13 protein-coding genes and 1 pseudogene are annotated in these 15,555 nt (G+C 68.5%); 6 read left to right on the top strand and 8 right to left on the bottom strand.

The features are described from left to right. Nucleotides 1–22: 22 nt before the first annotated feature. On the bottom strand, nt 23–1,498 hold the full coding sequence (locus LPC10_RS24315) for a lipopolysaccharide biosynthesis protein (protein WP_231344807.1): 1,476 nt from the start codon (nt 1,496–1,498) through the stop codon (nt 23–25). Nucleotides 1,499–1,716: 218 nt separating this feature from the next. Between LPC10_RS24315 and LPC10_RS24310 the strand changes: the two genes are divergently transcribed. Beyond that, a complete protein-coding gene (locus LPC10_RS24310) occupies nt 1,717–2,358 on the top strand; it encodes a MarC family protein (protein ID WP_231344806.1) in 642 nt (213 codons plus the stop codon). A 103-nt stretch (nt 2,359–2,461) separates the two neighbouring features. Here the strand turns inward: LPC10_RS24310 and LPC10_RS24305 are convergent. Next, nucleotides 2,462–3,466, bottom strand: a pseudogene (locus LPC10_RS24305) (CorA family divalent cation transporter). 213 nt (nt 3,467–3,679) lie between these two features. Here LPC10_RS24305 and groES point away from each other — a divergent pair. The 3 genes from groES to LPC10_RS24290 all read left to right on the top strand — a co-directional run bounded on the left by groES (nt 3,680) and on the right by LPC10_RS24290 (nt 6,213). Beyond that, nucleotides 3,680–3,970, top strand: a complete 291-nt coding sequence (gene groES / locus LPC10_RS24300; RefSeq protein ID WP_012457015.1) for a co-chaperone GroES — start codon at nt 3,680–3,682, stop codon at nt 3,968–3,970. An 84-nt stretch (nt 3,971–4,054) separates the two neighbouring features. Then, nucleotides 4,055–5,695 carry a chaperonin GroEL gene (gene groL / locus LPC10_RS24295; RefSeq protein ID WP_231344805.1) on the top strand — a complete coding sequence of 547 codons (1,641 nt, stop codon included), beginning with the start codon at nt 4,055–4,057 and terminating at the stop codon, nt 5,693–5,695. Nucleotides 5,696–5,934: 239 nt separating this feature from the next. Then, nucleotides 5,935–6,213 (top strand): hypothetical protein, encoded by a 279-nt coding sequence (locus LPC10_RS24290; protein WP_231344804.1) that lies wholly within the window; start codon nt 5,935–5,937, stop codon nt 6,211–6,213. Nucleotides 6,214–6,421: 208 nt separating this feature from the next. Here the strand turns inward: LPC10_RS24290 and LPC10_RS24285 are convergent, their stop codons facing one another. Together LPC10_RS24285 and LPC10_RS24280 are read right to left on the bottom strand one after the other, a co-directional pair. Continuing rightward, nucleotides 6,422–6,955 carry a hypothetical protein gene (locus LPC10_RS24285; RefSeq protein WP_231344803.1) on the bottom strand — a complete coding sequence of 178 codons (534 nt, stop codon included), beginning with the start codon at nt 6,953–6,955 and terminating at the stop codon, nt 6,422–6,424. Further along, nucleotides 6,945–7,850: a ParA family protein gene (locus tag LPC10_RS24280; protein ID WP_231344802.1), complete on the bottom strand. Its 906-nt coding sequence runs from the start codon at nt 7,848–7,850 to the stop codon at nt 6,945–6,947. The genes LPC10_RS24285 and LPC10_RS24280 overlap by 11 nt, the downstream gene beginning before the upstream one ends. Nucleotides 7,851–8,150: 300 nt before the next feature. On the opposite strand from LPC10_RS24280, the gene LPC10_RS24275 reads away from it, so the two are divergent. Next, nucleotides 8,151–8,549, top strand: a complete 399-nt coding sequence (locus tag LPC10_RS24275) for an MAPEG family protein (RefSeq protein ID WP_231344801.1) — start codon at nt 8,151–8,153, stop codon at nt 8,547–8,549. 19 nt (nt 8,550–8,568) lie between these two features. Here the strand turns inward: LPC10_RS24275 and LPC10_RS24270 are convergent, their stop codons facing one another. Continuing rightward, nucleotides 8,569–9,636, bottom strand: coding sequence for an adenylate/guanylate cyclase domain-containing protein (locus tag LPC10_RS24270; protein ID WP_231344800.1), 1,068 nt, complete (start codon nt 9,634–9,636; stop codon nt 8,569–8,571). Between the two features lie 286 nt (nt 9,637–9,922). Continuing rightward, nucleotides 9,923–12,103 (bottom strand): transglycosylase domain-containing protein, encoded by a 2,181-nt coding sequence (locus LPC10_RS24265; protein WP_231344799.1) that lies wholly within the window; start codon nt 12,101–12,103, stop codon nt 9,923–9,925. A gap of 447 nt (nt 12,104–12,550) precedes the next feature. Here LPC10_RS24265 and LPC10_RS24260 point away from each other — a divergent pair, with 447 nt between their 5' ends. Next, nucleotides 12,551–13,843, top strand: a complete 1,293-nt coding sequence (locus LPC10_RS24260) for a PepSY domain-containing protein (RefSeq protein ID WP_231344797.1) — start codon at nt 12,551–12,553, stop codon at nt 13,841–13,843. A 117-nt stretch (nt 13,844–13,960) separates the two neighbouring features. Here LPC10_RS24260 and LPC10_RS24255 read toward each other — a convergent pair whose 3' ends face one another. Together LPC10_RS24255 and LPC10_RS24250 are read right to left on the bottom strand one after the other, a co-directional pair. Continuing rightward, nucleotides 13,961–14,743, bottom strand: coding sequence for a restriction endonuclease (locus LPC10_RS24255; protein WP_231344796.1), 783 nt, complete (start codon nt 14,741–14,743; stop codon nt 13,961–13,963). 198 nt (nt 14,744–14,941) lie between these two features. Continuing rightward, nucleotides 14,942–15,454 (bottom strand): MucR family transcriptional regulator, encoded by a 513-nt coding sequence (locus LPC10_RS24250; RefSeq protein WP_231347139.1) that lies wholly within the window; start codon nt 15,452–15,454, stop codon nt 14,942–14,944. Between the last annotated feature and the right edge of the window lie 101 nt (nt 15,455–15,555).

Raw genomic sequence — 15,555 nt, 5'->3', positions numbered from 1 at the left:
CAAGCGGGCCTTGATGCCCGCCTCAACGAACGGGCGCGGTAAGCCGTTTCGGAAAGCGCTCCCGCACCACCGTGCGCAGCCCCGCGATGTCGAGGAACCAGACCAGCGCGCCGTAGACCAGCACCCCGGCACCGATGCAGGCCGGCAGGGCCAGCGTCGGCTCCAGGCCGCGGAACGGCAGCACTGCCAGAACCATGGCGAAGCAGGCGCCCACGGTCAGGGCGAGGTCGCGCCCCGGCAGAGGCAGGCGCTCGGCTCCCGTCAGGGCCCGCAAGCCGAGCACGACGACCGCCGTAGCGAGACCCAGCGTCTGCGCGACAGCGACGCCCTGCGGTCCAATCCACCGCGGCAACACGAGGAGGCCGACACCGTTGACGGCCAAGCCGGCCAGGGCGGCGGCGACGACCGGGCTGGTCCGGCGCCGGATCTGGAAAATCGGATTGAGAGCGAAGTTCATGATCGAGAGGCAGAACAGGCCCGGGATCAGCAGGTCGGTGTAATCCGCGAACGGCCCGCGGAATTCCTCCGGCACGATCAGCGCCTGAAGCGCCGGGGTCACCGCCCAGTAGCCGGCGGCGCAGGGCAGGAGCAGCGCCACCACGATGGCGATGTTGCGTGAGACCTGGGTCTCGGCGGCCTCGCGCCCGTGATGCTCCTCGGCCTGCACGGCGATCTGGAACAGGAGCAGGTCGAGGGCCGCCCCGAGCGTCGAGAAGGCGCGCGAGCCGAGATCGGCGGCGAGCGCGAAGTAGCCCGCCTCGGCGAATCCCGCGGTCCCGGCGATGGCGGCCCGGTTGAGGAAGGGCATGATCTGGTAGACGGCGTTGGCCGCGATCAGGGGCAGGCCGTAGGCCGCGAACAGGCGCAGGGTCCTTCGCATCTGGCCGTGGGGCGAGGCGGGTGCGTGTCCGAGCAGCCCGTCACCGAGAAGCTTGTCGCCGAGAATTTTGCGCATCGGCAGCACCGCGAGGAATTGGCTCGCGCCGCCCGCGATCAGCACCCAGACCGGTTGGGGAAACAGCCAGGCGGTGCCGGCCATCAGGATGAAGGCGAGACCGTTCTTCCACACCACGAGCCGGAGATAGGCGCCGCCGATGAAACGGGCGCGGGCGAGCGCCGCATGATAATCGAACAGTCCGATGCCGATCGCCGCGACCATGGTGCCGGCGGTCATCACCCACCGGCCCTCGGGGGTCGGATCGACGGCGATCCCGAGCCCGGCGCAGAGGGCGGCGGCGGCGAACAGCGCCACCGCGACGGCCCCATAGGCCTGATCGAGCCCCCGGCGGATCCACGGCTCGGCCTCGCGCACCCGCGCCGAGTAGAACCGCGTCGCCGAGAGCCGCAGCCACTCGAACAGCAGGGTGTTGAGCACGACCGCCCCGGCCGTCGCCAGGGCGAAGCGACCGAAATCGGCCGGCCCCAGCATCCGGGCGATGGCGATGCCGAGGACGAAGTTCAGCCCGGCATTGAGGATGAAGGCGGCGATGACGGCCATGGGACGGGGTGCGCTGCTCGCTCAGCCTGGAGCCAAGTGTCGTTCACAGGCGAGACTCGCAGCTAGCCGCCAACAAAGCCTGAATTGTGGGGCGGCCGCGTCACCGCCGTTGCGGTACGGACCCATATCCCCGCTCGCCGTTGCCGATCGATGCCGGCCCGCCGTGCCGAGGCCCGCGGCATGCTATGAGCCGGACGCGTTCGAAACAGAGGCTCGCGATGTCGATCGACCTACCCTTCGTCACGAAGGTCTTCGCTGCCCTGTTCGCCATCATGAACCCGATCGCGAACGTACCAGTGTTCCTGTCCCTCACCGAGGGCGCGTCGGACGCCGTACGTCGGCGGGTGGCCGCCACGGCGGCGCTCGGGACCACGATCGGCTGCCTCGTCTCGATCCTCGGTGGGCAGCTTGTCCTGGACGCCTTCGGGCTCAGCGTCGACGACTTTCGTCTGGCGGGCGGGCTCATCGTTCTGACGATCGCGCTCTCGATGCTGCAGGGCTCATCGAGCCGGACGCACGGCCGCACCCCCAATGAGAGGGAAGACACGATCGATGCGGCGAGCGTCGCGATCTATCCGCTGACGATCCCTCTGCTCGTCGGTCCGGGAACGATCGCCACGCTCATCGTCTACGGCCACGCCGCCGAAACGAAGGGGAACTGGCTGGAACTCGCGATCGGCGTCGGCGCCTTCCTCGCCCTGCTGACGGTCGCGCTGCTCTCCGCCCCATGGCTGGGCCGGCACCTCTCCGCAACAGCAACCGCGATCACGCGCCGCCTGATGGGCATGATCCTCGCCGCCGTCGCGATGGAGATGATGGTGACGAGCCTGCAAAACCTTTTCCCCGGCCTCAGCCACTGAGACGCGGGATGCTCCCGAAACGTGCGCCTCCCCACGCGGCGCGAGAGCACCGTCCCTGACGGTGGTCACCGACTCTTCGGAAATGGCGGTGCAAAACGATAGCTTAGAGCCAGCCCTTCGTCTTGAAGTAGAGCAGCGGGACGACCGCTGAGATCGCGATCAGGGCAAGGCCGTAGGGGTAGCCGTAGGCCCAGTCGAGTTCCGGCATGTGCTTGAAATTCATGCCGTACATCGAGGCGACGAGAGTGGGCGGCACGCCGACCACCGACACGACGGTGAGGACGCGGAAAGCGTTGTTCTGCTCGATGTTGATGAGCCCGAGGGTCGCATCGAGCAGGAACTGCACAGTCTCGGAGAGTCGCGTCTCGAACTCGTCGATCGAGGCGATGTCGCGCGCCAGCGTGTCGAAGCGGGGCAGTTCGTCCTCGCCGAGCGTCTGCTGGCACTCGCTCTTGGTGAAGGCGACGATCCGCGCGAGCCCGAGCAGGCTGGCACGGACCTTGGCGAGCGACTTGCCGTGGCGCCCGACCGAGCGGAGCAGGCGGCGCAGCGCGAGGTCGCGGCGCTTCGGGGCTGTGGTGTCGCCCTTCCGTGCGCCCGGCCGTGCGCCGCCATCGAAGTCGAAGATGCGGGTGGAGAGGCTGTCGAGATCGCCCGACATCTCCTCCAGCAGATCGGCGAGATTATCGACCAGTTCCTCGATCACGAGCAGGAACATCCGCGTGCTGGTGCTGCCGTCGCCGTCCCCGTCATCCACACGTTTGCGCACCGCCGCGAAGGCCCGCATCTCGTGAAAGCGCACGGTGACGAGATGATCGGCGGTGAGCAGGAAGCCCAGCGGCTTGAGGCTGAAATCCGAGCGGTCGAAGGTCACCATCGGCGTCGAGAGCGAGAGTCCGTCGCGGTTGCGCCGCAGGCGGCTCGACGATTACACCTCGCTGAGGGCTGCGCGCGACGGAATGCGAATGCCGGTCTTCTCCTCGACCCGTGCCGCCTCTTCCGCGGTCGGGTCGTTCAAGTCGATCCAGAGCGCATGATCGGGCAGGCTCGCGCTGCCGTCCGTGCCGCCGTGTTCGACGGCGCCGCTCGCTCCGTGCAGGCTCATCATCGGGAGGAATCGTCCGTGTCGTGCGGGATGCACGCGAAATTCGTGCAGAAACGCCGCAGCCGGGAAGAAGCTGCGCCTTGACTCGAAAACCGCCCGAGCCTATCTCGCGGCCGTCGTTGGCACTCAGTCGTTTCGAGTGCTAACAATCAGGTGGAGCGCGGTCGTCCCGGCCGCATGAAGACCAACCGCCATTTCGAAGCAAGAGGGCAGCTCATGAAGTTCCGTCCGCTGCACGACCGCGTCGTCGTCCGTCGCATCGAGAGCGAAGAGAAGACGAAGGGCGGCATCATCATCCCGGATACCGCCAAGGAGAAGCCGCAAGAGGGCGAGATCGTCGCCGTCGGCCCTGGCGCCCGCGACGAGCAGGGCCGCGTCAACGCCCTCGACGTGAAGGTCGGTGACCGCGTGCTGTTCGGCAAGTGGTCCGGCACCGAGGTCAAGATCGACGGCCAGGATCTCCTCATCATGAAGGAATCCGACATCATGGGCGTCGTCGCCGCCTAAGGCCGCGCCCGCTTCACCGCCCTTCGAGGCCGCTCCCGCTGGCTTCAGGGCTTTCCGACACTCTCATTTGAGGCAGGTACTCACATGGCAGCGAAAGACGTTCGTTTCTCCGCCGACGCTCGCGACAAGATGCTGCGCGGCGTCGACATCCTCGCGGATGCCGTCAAGGTCACCCTCGGTCCTAAGGGCCGCAACGTCGTCATCGAGAAGTCCTTCGGCGCCCCCCGCATCACCAAGGACGGTGTGACGGTCGCCAAGGAGATCGAGCTCTCCGACCGCTTCGAGAACATGGGCGCCCAGATGGTGCGCGAAGTGGCCTCGAAGACCAACGACATCGCCGGTGACGGCACCACCACCGCGACCGTGCTGGCCCAGGCCATCGTCCGCGAGGGCGCCAAGTACGTGGCCGCCGGCATCAACCCGATGGACCTGAAGCGCGGCATCGACCTCGCCACCCAGGCCGCCGTGAAGGACATCACAGCGCGGGCCAAGAAGGTCGCCTCCTCCGAGGAAGTGGCCCAGGTCGGCACGATCTCCGCCAATGGCGACAAGGAGATCGGCGAGATGATCGCCCACGCCATGCAGAAGGTGGGCAACGAGGGCGTCATCACCGTCGAGGAGGCCAAGACCGCCGAGACCGAGCTCGACGTCGTCGAGGGCATGCAGTTCGACCGCGGCTACCTCTCCCCGTACTTCGTCACGAACGCGGAGAAGATGGTCGCCGAGCTCGAGGACCCCTACATCCTCATCCACGAGAAGAAGCTCTCCTCGCTCCAGCCGATGCTGCCGGTGCTCGAGGCAGTGGTGCAGACCGGCAAGCCGCTCGTCATCATCGCCGAGGACATCGAGGGCGAGGCGCTCGCCACGCTCGTCGTGAACAAGCTGCGCGGCGGCCTGAAGGTCGCGGCCGTGAAGGCTCCGGGCTTCGGTGATCGCCGCAAGGCGATGCTCGAGGACATCGCGATCCTCACCAAGGGCCAGACCATCTCCGAGGATCTCGGCATCAAGCTCGAGAACGTCGCCCTGCCGATGCTCGGCCGCGCCAAGCGCGTCCGCATCGAGAAAGAGAACACCACGATCATCGACGGTCTCGGCGAGAAGGCCGACATCGAGGCCCGCGTCGGGCAGATCAAGGCGCAGATCGAGGAGACCACCTCGGACTACGACCGCGAGAAGCTTCAGGAGCGTCTGGCCAAGCTCGCGGGCGGCGTCGCGGTGATCCGCGTCGGCGGCGCGACCGAGGTCGAGGTCAAGGAGAAGAAGGACCGCGTGGACGACGCGCTCAACGCCACCCGCGCTGCGGTGGAAGAGGGCATCGTCCCCGGCGGCGGCACGGCTCTGCTCCGCGCCAAGAAGGCGGTCGCCGAGCTGAAGTCCGACGTTCCGGACGTCCAGGCCGGCATCAAGATCGTGCTCAAGGCGCTTGAGGCCCCGATCCGCCAGATCGCCCAGAACGCGGGCGTCGAGGGTTCGATCGTCGTCGGCAAGATCACCGACAACACCGGCTCCGAGACCTTCGGCTTCAACGCGCAGACCGAAGAGTACGTCGACATGATCCAGGCCGGCATCGTCGACCCGGCCAAGGTCGTGCGCACCGCCCTTCAGGACGCGGCGTCGGTTGCCGGCCTGCTGGTGACCACGGAAGCCATGGTCGCGGACGCGCCGAAGAAGGACAGCCCGGCCCCGGCGATGCCCGGCGGCGGCATGGGCGGCATGGACTTCTAAAGTCCACGTCCAAGATCGAAGAACGCGGGAGGGGTCGCCGAGAGGCGGCCCCTTCTTCGTTGGCAGATCCCGGATTGGCAGACCCTGGGCTGACCCGAATGCGGCCGCCGGGGCGCAGCTCTGGGCCCCTGCAGGAAAAGCACGCCAAGTCTATCCTATGCAGTGGCCGCGGAGGCCAGGTCTCGGCAGCTTCGTCTCGGCAGCCTTCTGACGTTGTCGGCCTGACTTTCGCGAGTACCGTGACGGACCGTATCCCCGCCTCCTCGACACCGCAGGCGCATATCCGCGAGGAGATGCTGGGTCTGATGCAGGCGCTGGCGGAGGGAATACGGATCGATGGCCTGATGGCCGACCAGCTCTCGCAGATCTCCGATCGGGCCCGCCTCTGCGGTGAGGGCGAGATGGCCGACGGTCTCCTCGACGTGACCCGCCAGCACCGGGTCGCCGTGCTGGAGGGCCAGGGTCGGCTCGCCGCGCTCGAAGCGCGCTACGCCGTCCTGTTCAGCGACGAGCCGTAATCTCGTTTCGGTTTGCCCGCGTCGGGTCTTGCCCGCCTCCGTCATCGCGAGGCGGAGCCGAAGCGAGCCAGGGTGCCACAGGGCCGGAAAGGTCGCGCCACCGGAATCGCTTCGCTGACACTCGCGAGGGCGGCAGACGATATCCCACCAGTCGAGCGGCTATCTGGAAAGCCCCAGACCCGGCGCGGCGAGCGGGAGGAAGGCTACGTCAGCCCTTCTTCTTCTTGCCCTTGCGCTCCTTCCGATCCTTGTCCTTATCCTTCTTTTCCCGGCCTTCCTTCACGGCCGGCGCGTCGTGGTCCTTGCCGTCCCACACGGCGGCGAAGGGGCGGCTGGCCAGCGCGCGTTCCGGGGGCGCCTCGACGGTCCGGGCCTTGGTCACCGCATCCTCGGGCCGGGTCTCGCCTTTGCGGAATGGAGCGTCGCCCGCGGCCAGGGCGGCGAGGCGGTGACGGTGCCAACCCGGCGTCGCAGTCTTCAGCGCAGGATGGTGGGGATCGAGGCGGGTCACGAGCCCTTTCACCTCGGGCTCCGACATGCCGTCGGCGATCAGGGCGAAGCTCTCGCTGCCCAGGATCTCTCGGATCATGCGCAGCGACGCCACGCGCAAGCTCCGCGCCTTGAGCTGCTTCACGACGAGGGTGCGGGCGACCTTGGGAATTTCGGTGCGGATGTCGGGAAAGGCTTCCGGCGCGGAGGCCATCGCCTGCAACACGGCGTAGCCATCGACATCAAGGGCCATGGAGGAGTTCCTTCACTTCCGCGACGAGCGGAATCAGCACGTTGGAGACATGGGCGCCGTACTTGGCAGAGAAGGTCGGCGGTGCGCCGTCGGCCGGCACCAGCGCGTCGGCAAGCGCCGCCGCCTGCGGGATGCGGGTTTGGAGCAGGCGGAAGCCGGCATCCTCAGAGCCCGCCTCGGTCTGGAGCCGGGCCAGGGTCCGCTGATGCTGGCGCACCTGAGCCTGGAAGCGGGTGACAAGAACGTGCGGCTGGCTCCGCGGGGCGATGTGGCTCGCCTGCCGGCCGGAGCGCCGCCAGATCGTCTCGACGAAGGCGTTGAGACCGTAGGTCGAGAGAAAGTCGGGGATCGACGTGACGAGCACGAGGTCGGCAGCCCGCACCGCCACCTCGGTCATCGGTGAGATGCCCGGCGCGCAATCGAAGAAGATGTAGTCGTAGCGCGCGGCCAGCGGCACGAAATCCTCCTGGAAGACCGACCACAGCCGCTCGTCGATGGCGTGCATCGAGAATTTCCGCTCGGTCAGCTCGTAGAGGATCTCCCGCTCGACGAGCCGCAGATGCGGGCCGGACGGGAGCAGTGAGAGCGAGAGCGGCGCGTTCTTGTGGACGGTCAGGCTGACGCCGGGCTGGATCCGGGCGGACAGGTCCGGCTTGTGGCGGGTGATGAGCTTGAGAGCGAGATAGGCCTCCAGCGTGCGCCCGCGGACGATCATCTCGCCGAGCAGCCTGTCGCCCGCGAGGCAGACCGAGACGCTGGCCTGCGGATCGAGATCGACCACCAGCACACGCGCCCCGTCGGCCGCCAGCGCCTCGGCAAGCATGACCACGGTGGTGGTCTTGCCGACCCCGCCCTTCATGTTCGCCACCGCGATCAGCTTGCCGCCCACCGACATCCCCTCACAAACGATCCCCACGTCAGGACCCACGCGACCCGGAAGGCGAGCCGTTCGACGACAATCTAGCGCATCGAGCGTTGCCGTGACCGGCAACGGCTTTCGGCAGAGTGCTGAATGTTATCCCGCCATTTGCCGATCAAGGGCCGGTCCCGGGCGCCGATGCGTGACCGTCGCGGCAAGGATACGCCATCGTGATCGTGGTTGCGGGCGGAACGCGGCGCGCATCATCCTATGTTGCGAAGCGCCGACGACATCCGCCGCCCGGCGGGTCGCACTTCCAATCCGAGGTTTTGCGCTGTGATCTTTCCGACCACCACGGCCTTCTATGCCGCGATTCTGGGCCTGATCTATGCCGGCCTGTCCGGCTGGGTGATCGGCGGCCGTGTCACCGGCAACGTCCTCCTCGGCGATGGCGGGCAGGATGCCCTCCAGCGCCGCATCCGCTCCCACGGCAACTTCCAGGAATACGTGCCGCTGACCCTGCTGCTGATCGCGCTCTACGAGGCGGGCGGTGGTTCTCCTGCCTGGGTGCGGGGCCTGCTGATCGTGCTGGTGATTGCGCGCATCCTGCACCCGATCGGCATGTTCGCGCCGACGAACTCGCCGCGCCAGTTCGCCTGCCGCGGCGGCGGCATTCTCGCGACGATCGCCGTCATGACGGTTGCCGCGCTCCTGCTGCTCCTGCGCGCCGGCTGATTGATCGACCGACTCGGCTCTACGGCGCGGCGGCAATCCGCGGCGCCGTCTCCTTCGAGAGCGGCGCCGACCCCGCGCGTTCGAGGGTCGCGACGGAGAGGGGCTGTCCGCGCCCGCGTAGGGAATGCGTGCCGAGCGGTCTGACGACGACGCCTTCGGGCAGGCACGGCAGCCGCTTCAGCAGATCCTCGGAGATCAGCGTGTCGACGCCGAGCGGCCGGCACAGGGCCTCGACACGGGCGACCACGTTCACGGCATCGCCGAAATAAGCGATCTTGTGCCGGTCCACGCCCACTTCCGCCGTGATCACCCGGCCGCCATGCAGGCCCGCCCGCAGCCGCGGGACCGTCCCGAAGCGCGCCTCCCACGCTTCCGCCTCGGCCTCGATCCGCTCGCGCACCGCGAACAGGCACTCGACGCAGCGCGCGTCCTTCAGGCCGCGCTCCATCGGCCAGGTGATCATGGCGAGGTCGCCGATGTAATCGTCGGTCGAGCCGTAGAACCGCCGCACCGGCTCGGCGAGGGTGGCGAAGACGGCGCTGAGATATTCCTGCGCCCGCAGGTCGCCATGGGTCTCGGCGAAGGCGGTGGAGCCGACGACGTCGAGGAACAGGAAGATGCGCTCCTCCTCCACCGGGCGGTGGTAGCGCCCGACGAGGAAGTTGATGAAGACCTCGCCGCCGATCAGGTCGCGCATGCGGATCACGAAGACGAGCAGCGCCGAAACGGCGAGCGCGTAGGCCAGCACCCGAGGCGTTGTGCGCACCGCCTCGCTCAAGCTGTCACCGGTGAGGCCAAGCAGCCAGACGACGAAGCCGCCGAGCGCATTGCCGACGATGATCATCGCCACGTAGGAGAGTTCCGCCGCCACGACGTAGAGGCCTGCGGGCAGGCGGCGGATGCGCGACTGGACGCCGGCGAGCAGCACGCCCCGGTCGAAGGCCAGCGCCGAGATGCCAACGCAGAGGCCGTAGGTGAAGCCGGCCAGCGGCGAGGCGCCGCCGGCGAAGATGACGTTGTAGAGCAGCCCCGCCCCGCCCGAGGCGAGGAGGATGAGGAGCCAGAACCAGCGATGGTGCGGCAGCATCAGTTCGGGCTCCGGCGGCCGTCGGAGGAGCCCGACCCGTGCGCGGCGGCCCCGGGGCCATGCGTGCAACGGTCGGGCAGGCGGGTCGACACGGGGGCTCCTTCCGTCGCCGATCAGGAGGTTCAGGAGAAACCCTGACCCTGTCCAGGCTGTCGAAGGCTCATGCCTGCAACGTGGCGCGAATGTGGCGCACAGCCGCATGCAGGGTTCGGGCCCGGCCAGAAATTTTGCCGAGGGTGACCCGGTGGGAGGAATTGTCCTCCCCGCCGGGCGATGTGAGCCAAGCCTACTCGCCGACCCCGAACAGCTTCTCGAGGAAGTTGCGGTCGTCCCGGCTCGGGCCCCGCTCGCGGCCGACCGGCCGTGGGGGGAGGGCGGAGGCGGTCTGCTCCGGTTCGCCGAGCAGCGCGCCGATCAGGCCGCCGGGGCCGGATTCGCGCTCGGGCGCCGCCTCGGGCCGCGGCGCGCGCCAGCGGTTCATGCCCGGAAGGCCGACCGGCTTCTCGCCCTTGAGCGCCGTGGTCATGTAGGCCTTCCAGATCTCGACCGGGAGGCTGCCGCCCGAGGCTCGCTTGGTCGGTTCGCCGTCGTCGTTGCCGAGCCAGACGCCCGTCACCAGCGTGGCGGAGTAGCCGACGAACCATGCGTCGCGGAACTCCTGGCTGGTGCCGGTCTTGCCGGCCAGCTCCCAGCCGGGAATGTCGGCCTTCTTCGCCGTGCCCATGGTGAAGACGTCGTGCATCATGGCATTCATCATGCCGGCGGCGTTGGGGTCCATGACGCGGCCGAGTCCGCCCTCGCCGCGCTTGTACAGCACCTTGCCGTTGGCACTCTTGATGCTGGCGATGACGTAGGGGATCACGCCGGTGCCGCCGTTGGCAAAGGCGCAGTAGGCGCCCACCAGTTCGAGCGGCGTCACCTCGGAGGTGCCGAGCGCGATCGAGCCGTTGGCCTGAAGCGGGGAGGAGACACCGAGCCGCTGCGCGGTCTGCACCACCGCCTTCGGACCAACCTCTTGGCCGAGCTTCACCGCCACCGTGTTGAGCGAGAGCGCCAGCGCCTCGCGCAAGGAAACCGGGCCGCGATAATTGTGCGAGTAGTTCTCCGGCGCCCAGTTGCCGATGCGCACGGGGCCGTCGTCGCGGACCGTATCCGGGGTCAGACCGCGCTCGACCGCGGCGAGGTAGACGAAGGGCTTGAAGGCCGAGCCCGGCTGGCGCCGGGCGGTGGTGGCGCGGTTGAACTGGCTCTGTGCGTAGTCGCGCCCGCCGACGAGCGCGCGGATCGCGCCATCCGGACGCATCGAGACGAGCGCGCCCTGGGCGACGTTGTAGCGGGTGCCCTTGGCGTTCAGTTCGTCGGTGAGCGCCTTCTCGCCCGCCGTCTGCAGGCTCGCATCGACGGTGGTGGCGACGACGATGTCCTCGTCGAACTTCGGCAGGAAGTCGTCGAGCACGTCCATCACGAGGTCGGCGACGTAGTTCGGCGAACCGCCGCCGCGGGTCGAGGCCGGGCGCGCCGGCTGGGCCAGGGCCACCTTCGCGTCGGCGCTCTTGGCGAAGCCCAGATCCTCCATCGCCGCGAGCACCTGGGCGGCGCGAGCTTGCGCCGCCTTCAGGTTGCGGTTGGGCGCCAGTCGCGAGGGCGCCTGAACCAGGCCGCCGAGCATGGCGGCCTCGGCCAGCGTCACGTTCTTGGCCGGCTTTCCGAAATAGCGCTGGGCCGCGGCCTCGACGCCGTAGGCGCCGGCGCCGAAATAGACCCGGTTGAGGTAGAGTTCGAGGATCTCGTCCTTCGAGTATTTATGCTCCAGCCACAGCGCCAGGATCGCCTCCTGGATTTTTCGCGATGCCGACCGTTCCGGAGTGAGGAACAGGTTCTTGGCAAGCTGCTGCGTCAGCGTCGAGCCGCCCTGCGCCACGCCGCGCCGCGTCAGGTTCTGCGTGATCGCGCGGGCGATGCCCACGGGATCGATGCCGAAATGGTCATAGAAGCGCCGGTCCTCGATCGCGACGAAGGCGCGGGGCAGGTAGGGCGGCAACTCCTTGATCGAGACCACCCGGCCGCCGGTCTCGCCGCGATTGGCGAGCAGGCTGCCGTCGCTGGCCAGGATCGCGATGTTGGGCGGCCGCTTCGGCACGGCGAGCTGATCGATCGGCGGCAGTTGCGAGGCGTGGTAGGCGATGAGGCCGGCGAGCCCGATCACTGCCCAGATGCCGAGCACGAAGCCGGCATAGGCCAGCCGGCCGAGCCAGGAGCGCCGCCGCGGCGGGCGTTGGCCGCCGCCGCCGGACGCCTTGCGCCCGCGCGCCTTCGGTGCCGGGGCCGCGCGTCCGGCCGAGGCGCGCTGTCCGCCCGCGGACCGATCGTTGCGCGACAGGCGCACGTCGAGGCGGCCCGGATCGCTCCCTTCCGGGATGTCGAAGGTGGGTTCGCTGCGTGGTTTGCGTCCGCGAGACTGCGCCATGCGTTCCATGCGTCCGGGGCCGCCGATCCCGCACGGGATCTCGAGCCTGCCGCGACTGTGCTCCCCTGCTCGGAATCCGCGCGTCCGTGGTCCGCCGGATCGATCCCGTCGAACGTGCCGGCCGGCCCTGCGGCACGGCGGTTCGCCCCTTGCGTCAGAGAGCGTAAATGCGGCGGGTTTAAGGGTTGTTAAACCACCCGGAATGCACCCCGCCCGCCTACACCGGATCTTCACGCGTGATCCTCTCGCGCACGATCCTTAAGGGCCGTCGGGGACTGGCGCCGCGGCGCGACAGCCTTTATCGACAGTCCCGCTCTCGCAGCGCCTGTCGTGCAGCGCCTGGGCGGAGAGCCGGACTGAACCGGACCGGGACGGGCTCGTCGAGGGACCGGAAGCCTTTCTTCTCCGACGGCATGGAGCCGTCTCTGATCCAGGCTCGAGGGTTTGATGGCGCGCTCCGTTTTCGTTCTGCTGCACCGGTGGGCGGGTCTGACGATCGCCGCCTTCCTGCTCGTGGCAGGGCTCACGGGCGCGGTGATCTCCTGGGATCACGAACTCGACGACTGGCTCAACCCGCATCTCCACACGGTCGAGAGCCGCGGTGCGGCGATCCCCGCCCTCGATCTCGTGCGTCAGTTCGAGACCCGCGAGCCGCATGCCCGCGTCGGCTATGTCCCGCTGGCGGCCGAGCCCGGCGGGTCGCTGTCGCTGTTCGTGGTGCCGCGGGTCGATGCCGCGACGGGCAAGCTTTACGTGCTCGGCTACAATCAGGTCTTCCTCGATCCCGTGACCGGAGCCGAACTCGGCCGTCGGGAATGGGGGCAGGTCTGGCCGATCACCCGCGAGACGCTGATCTCGTTCCTGTACAAGCTGCACTTCTCCCTGCACCTGCCGGAGATGTGGGGGGAGGAGCGCTGGGGTGTCTGGCTCCTCGGCATCGTCGCCGTGGTGTGGACCCTCGATTCCTTCGTCGGCTTCACCCTGACGCTGCCGGTGCGCAAGCCCGCCAACCCAGCGCGTCCCGCCTCCGTCGAGCGGCAGCTCGGCCGGGGCTGGTGGTCGCGCTGGAAGCCGGCCTGGAAGGTGAAGACGTCGGGCAGCGCCTACCGGGTGACCTTCGACCTGCACCGCGCCTTCAGCCTCTGGACCTTCGCGCTCCTGTTCCTGCTCGCCTTCACGGCCTTCTCGCTCAACCTCTACCGGGAAGTGTTCCTGCCGCTGATGTCGAGCGTCTCGCAGGTCACGCCCGATCCGTCGAACACCCGCTCCTTCGTCTCAGCCCTCGAACCGATCGAGCCGAGGGTGAGTTACGCTCAGGTTCTGGAGGCGGCGCAGGCCGAAGGCCAGCGCCGCGGCTGGAAGGAGCCTGTCGGCGCGCTGGCCTACACGCCGATGCAGGGCTTCTACACCGCGCGCTACTTCGAGCCCGGCGACGATCACGGCGCCGCGGGCGTCGGGCCGGCGGCGATCTACTTCGACGGGGCGGATGGCCGGGTGATCGGCGACCGCCAGCCCTGGGTCGGCACCGCCGCGGACATTTTCGTGCAGGCGCAGTTTCCGGTCCATTCCGGCCGCATCCTCGGCCTTCCGGGCCGCATCCTGATCTCGCTGATGGGGCTCGTCGTGGCGATGCTCTCGGTGACCGGCGTCGTGATCTGGTGGCGCAAGCGCGCCGCGCGGCTCTCCGTGCGCCGCAAGACGGTGGTGCCGCCCTCCGGCCGGCCGGTGCCGGCGGAGTAGCCTTTCCGAGCCTCGTCCCGAACGGCGGCCACCGTTCGGGACGAGGCTCGATATGATTGTTTTTGCATCGTCTTTTCCCGAAAGCCGGAGACCGCCTTTCGGGACGATGCTCTCGCCTCAGCGTCCCGCCGTCATCACGCGGCGACTGGCCCGGCGAGTCGGCGCCAGCGTCGAGAGGTCGTCGTGGTGCAGGAGCATGACACCGGTCGTGCCGGCGAGCTTGCGGGCGGCGGGTGTGAAGCCGGCATTCGAGACGACCGCCGCCATGTCACCGGACCAGTGCAGGGCCGCCGCCGCGACCTCCTGCACCGCCGCGTTGCCGACCGGACGCGTGTAGCGCTTGCATTGCACGACAAGGCGCACGCCCGCCTTCTCGGCGATGACATCGCAACCCTGGTCGCCGCTCGCCCCGGTTGGCCGGGCATCCCAGCCCGCCTCGCCAAGGCGTTCGGCGCAGTATCGCTCGTAGGCGACCCCGTCCTCCGGCGTATCGATCTCGTCGGGCAGCGCGTGCGCGCAGGCGACCCGCTCGACGATCGCCTCCATCGCGTCGAAATGCGGCTCGACGTAGTCGGCGAAACCACGCTCCTCGATGATCGGGAGAATGGTGCGCTCCACGAAGTAGGCGCGCTCGCGCAGCCACCCATCCTCGATGGTGTTGCCGTAGGCGTCGACGAAGCATTCCTGCCGGCGTCTCAGCGCCAGCGTCGCGGCGTGACGCCGAGCGCTGCGGCGCACGAGTGAGCGAAACCGGCGCGGGCGGTCGAGGCGATGAAGCAGGATCGCGAGACAGGCCGCCGCCGTGGCGGCAAGAGCCGGTACCCCATAGCGAAGCACGGCACATCCTCCGAGGACGACCGTCCAGAACAGGCGCGTGGCAGTGGGCGACCGGCCGGACATCACAATTCCTGCGAGAGGCCGGGCCCCGGCCCGGTTTCCGCCGGAACTGTTCCGCTCAACGCGTTGCCTGACTTCTAACGTCGCCGCCGCGTGCGAGGATCTTCGAGGCGAGGACGGCGGATCGCGTGTGGATAAGCCGCCGCGATTGAACTCGATCGCTCAAGAGCAGTCGCAGTCCCGCCCCTGCGACGGCTGCGCTCAGGCGGCGTCTTCCGCACGGGCACGGCCGCGGCGGCGCGGCGCCGGGGCGACGTCCTGAGCCGATTCCGCGGTGACCTCGGGCGCAGCCTTCGCAGGCCACTTCCGGCGTTGCTGGCCGAGTCCCATAGTCCGGGCGAGTTCCGAACGTGTGGCGGCGTAGCTCGGGGCGACCATCGGGTAGTCGTCGGGCAGGTTCCAGCGCGCGCGATACTCGTCGGGCGAGAGGTTGTAGCGCGTCCGCAGATGCCGCTTGAGCGACTTGAATTTCTTTCCATCCTCAAGGCAGATGAGGAAATCTTGCTGAATCGAGCGGCGGATCGGCACCGCCGGCGTCAAAGCCGGCTGCTCAGGCTCAACAGCCTTGTTCGACAACTGCGCAAGAGCGCCATGAACCGAAGTGATCAGCCCGGGCAATTCACCCACGGCCAGCGAGTTGTTCCCCACATAGGCTGAGACGATGTCGACAGCCAGGGTCACGTAATCGCCAGCGGAGTCGTCCTCAAGCGACATCATCAATATCCCTTCCGGTATGTGCAAGCCACTGTCACAATACGCACCGCAGGGGCGACACCATCATTGCGGAGCACGGAGCGACTGCGCTGAATGACGCC

Origin of the sequence: Methylorubrum sp. B1-46, assembly GCF_021117295.1 — a bacterium.
In the GTDB taxonomy this organism is placed as follows: Bacteria; Pseudomonadota; Alphaproteobacteria; order Rhizobiales; family Beijerinckiaceae; genus Methylobacterium.
The sequence above is the reverse complement of the archived record's forward strand: the minus strand, read 5'-3'. Positions and strand labels throughout refer to the sequence as shown.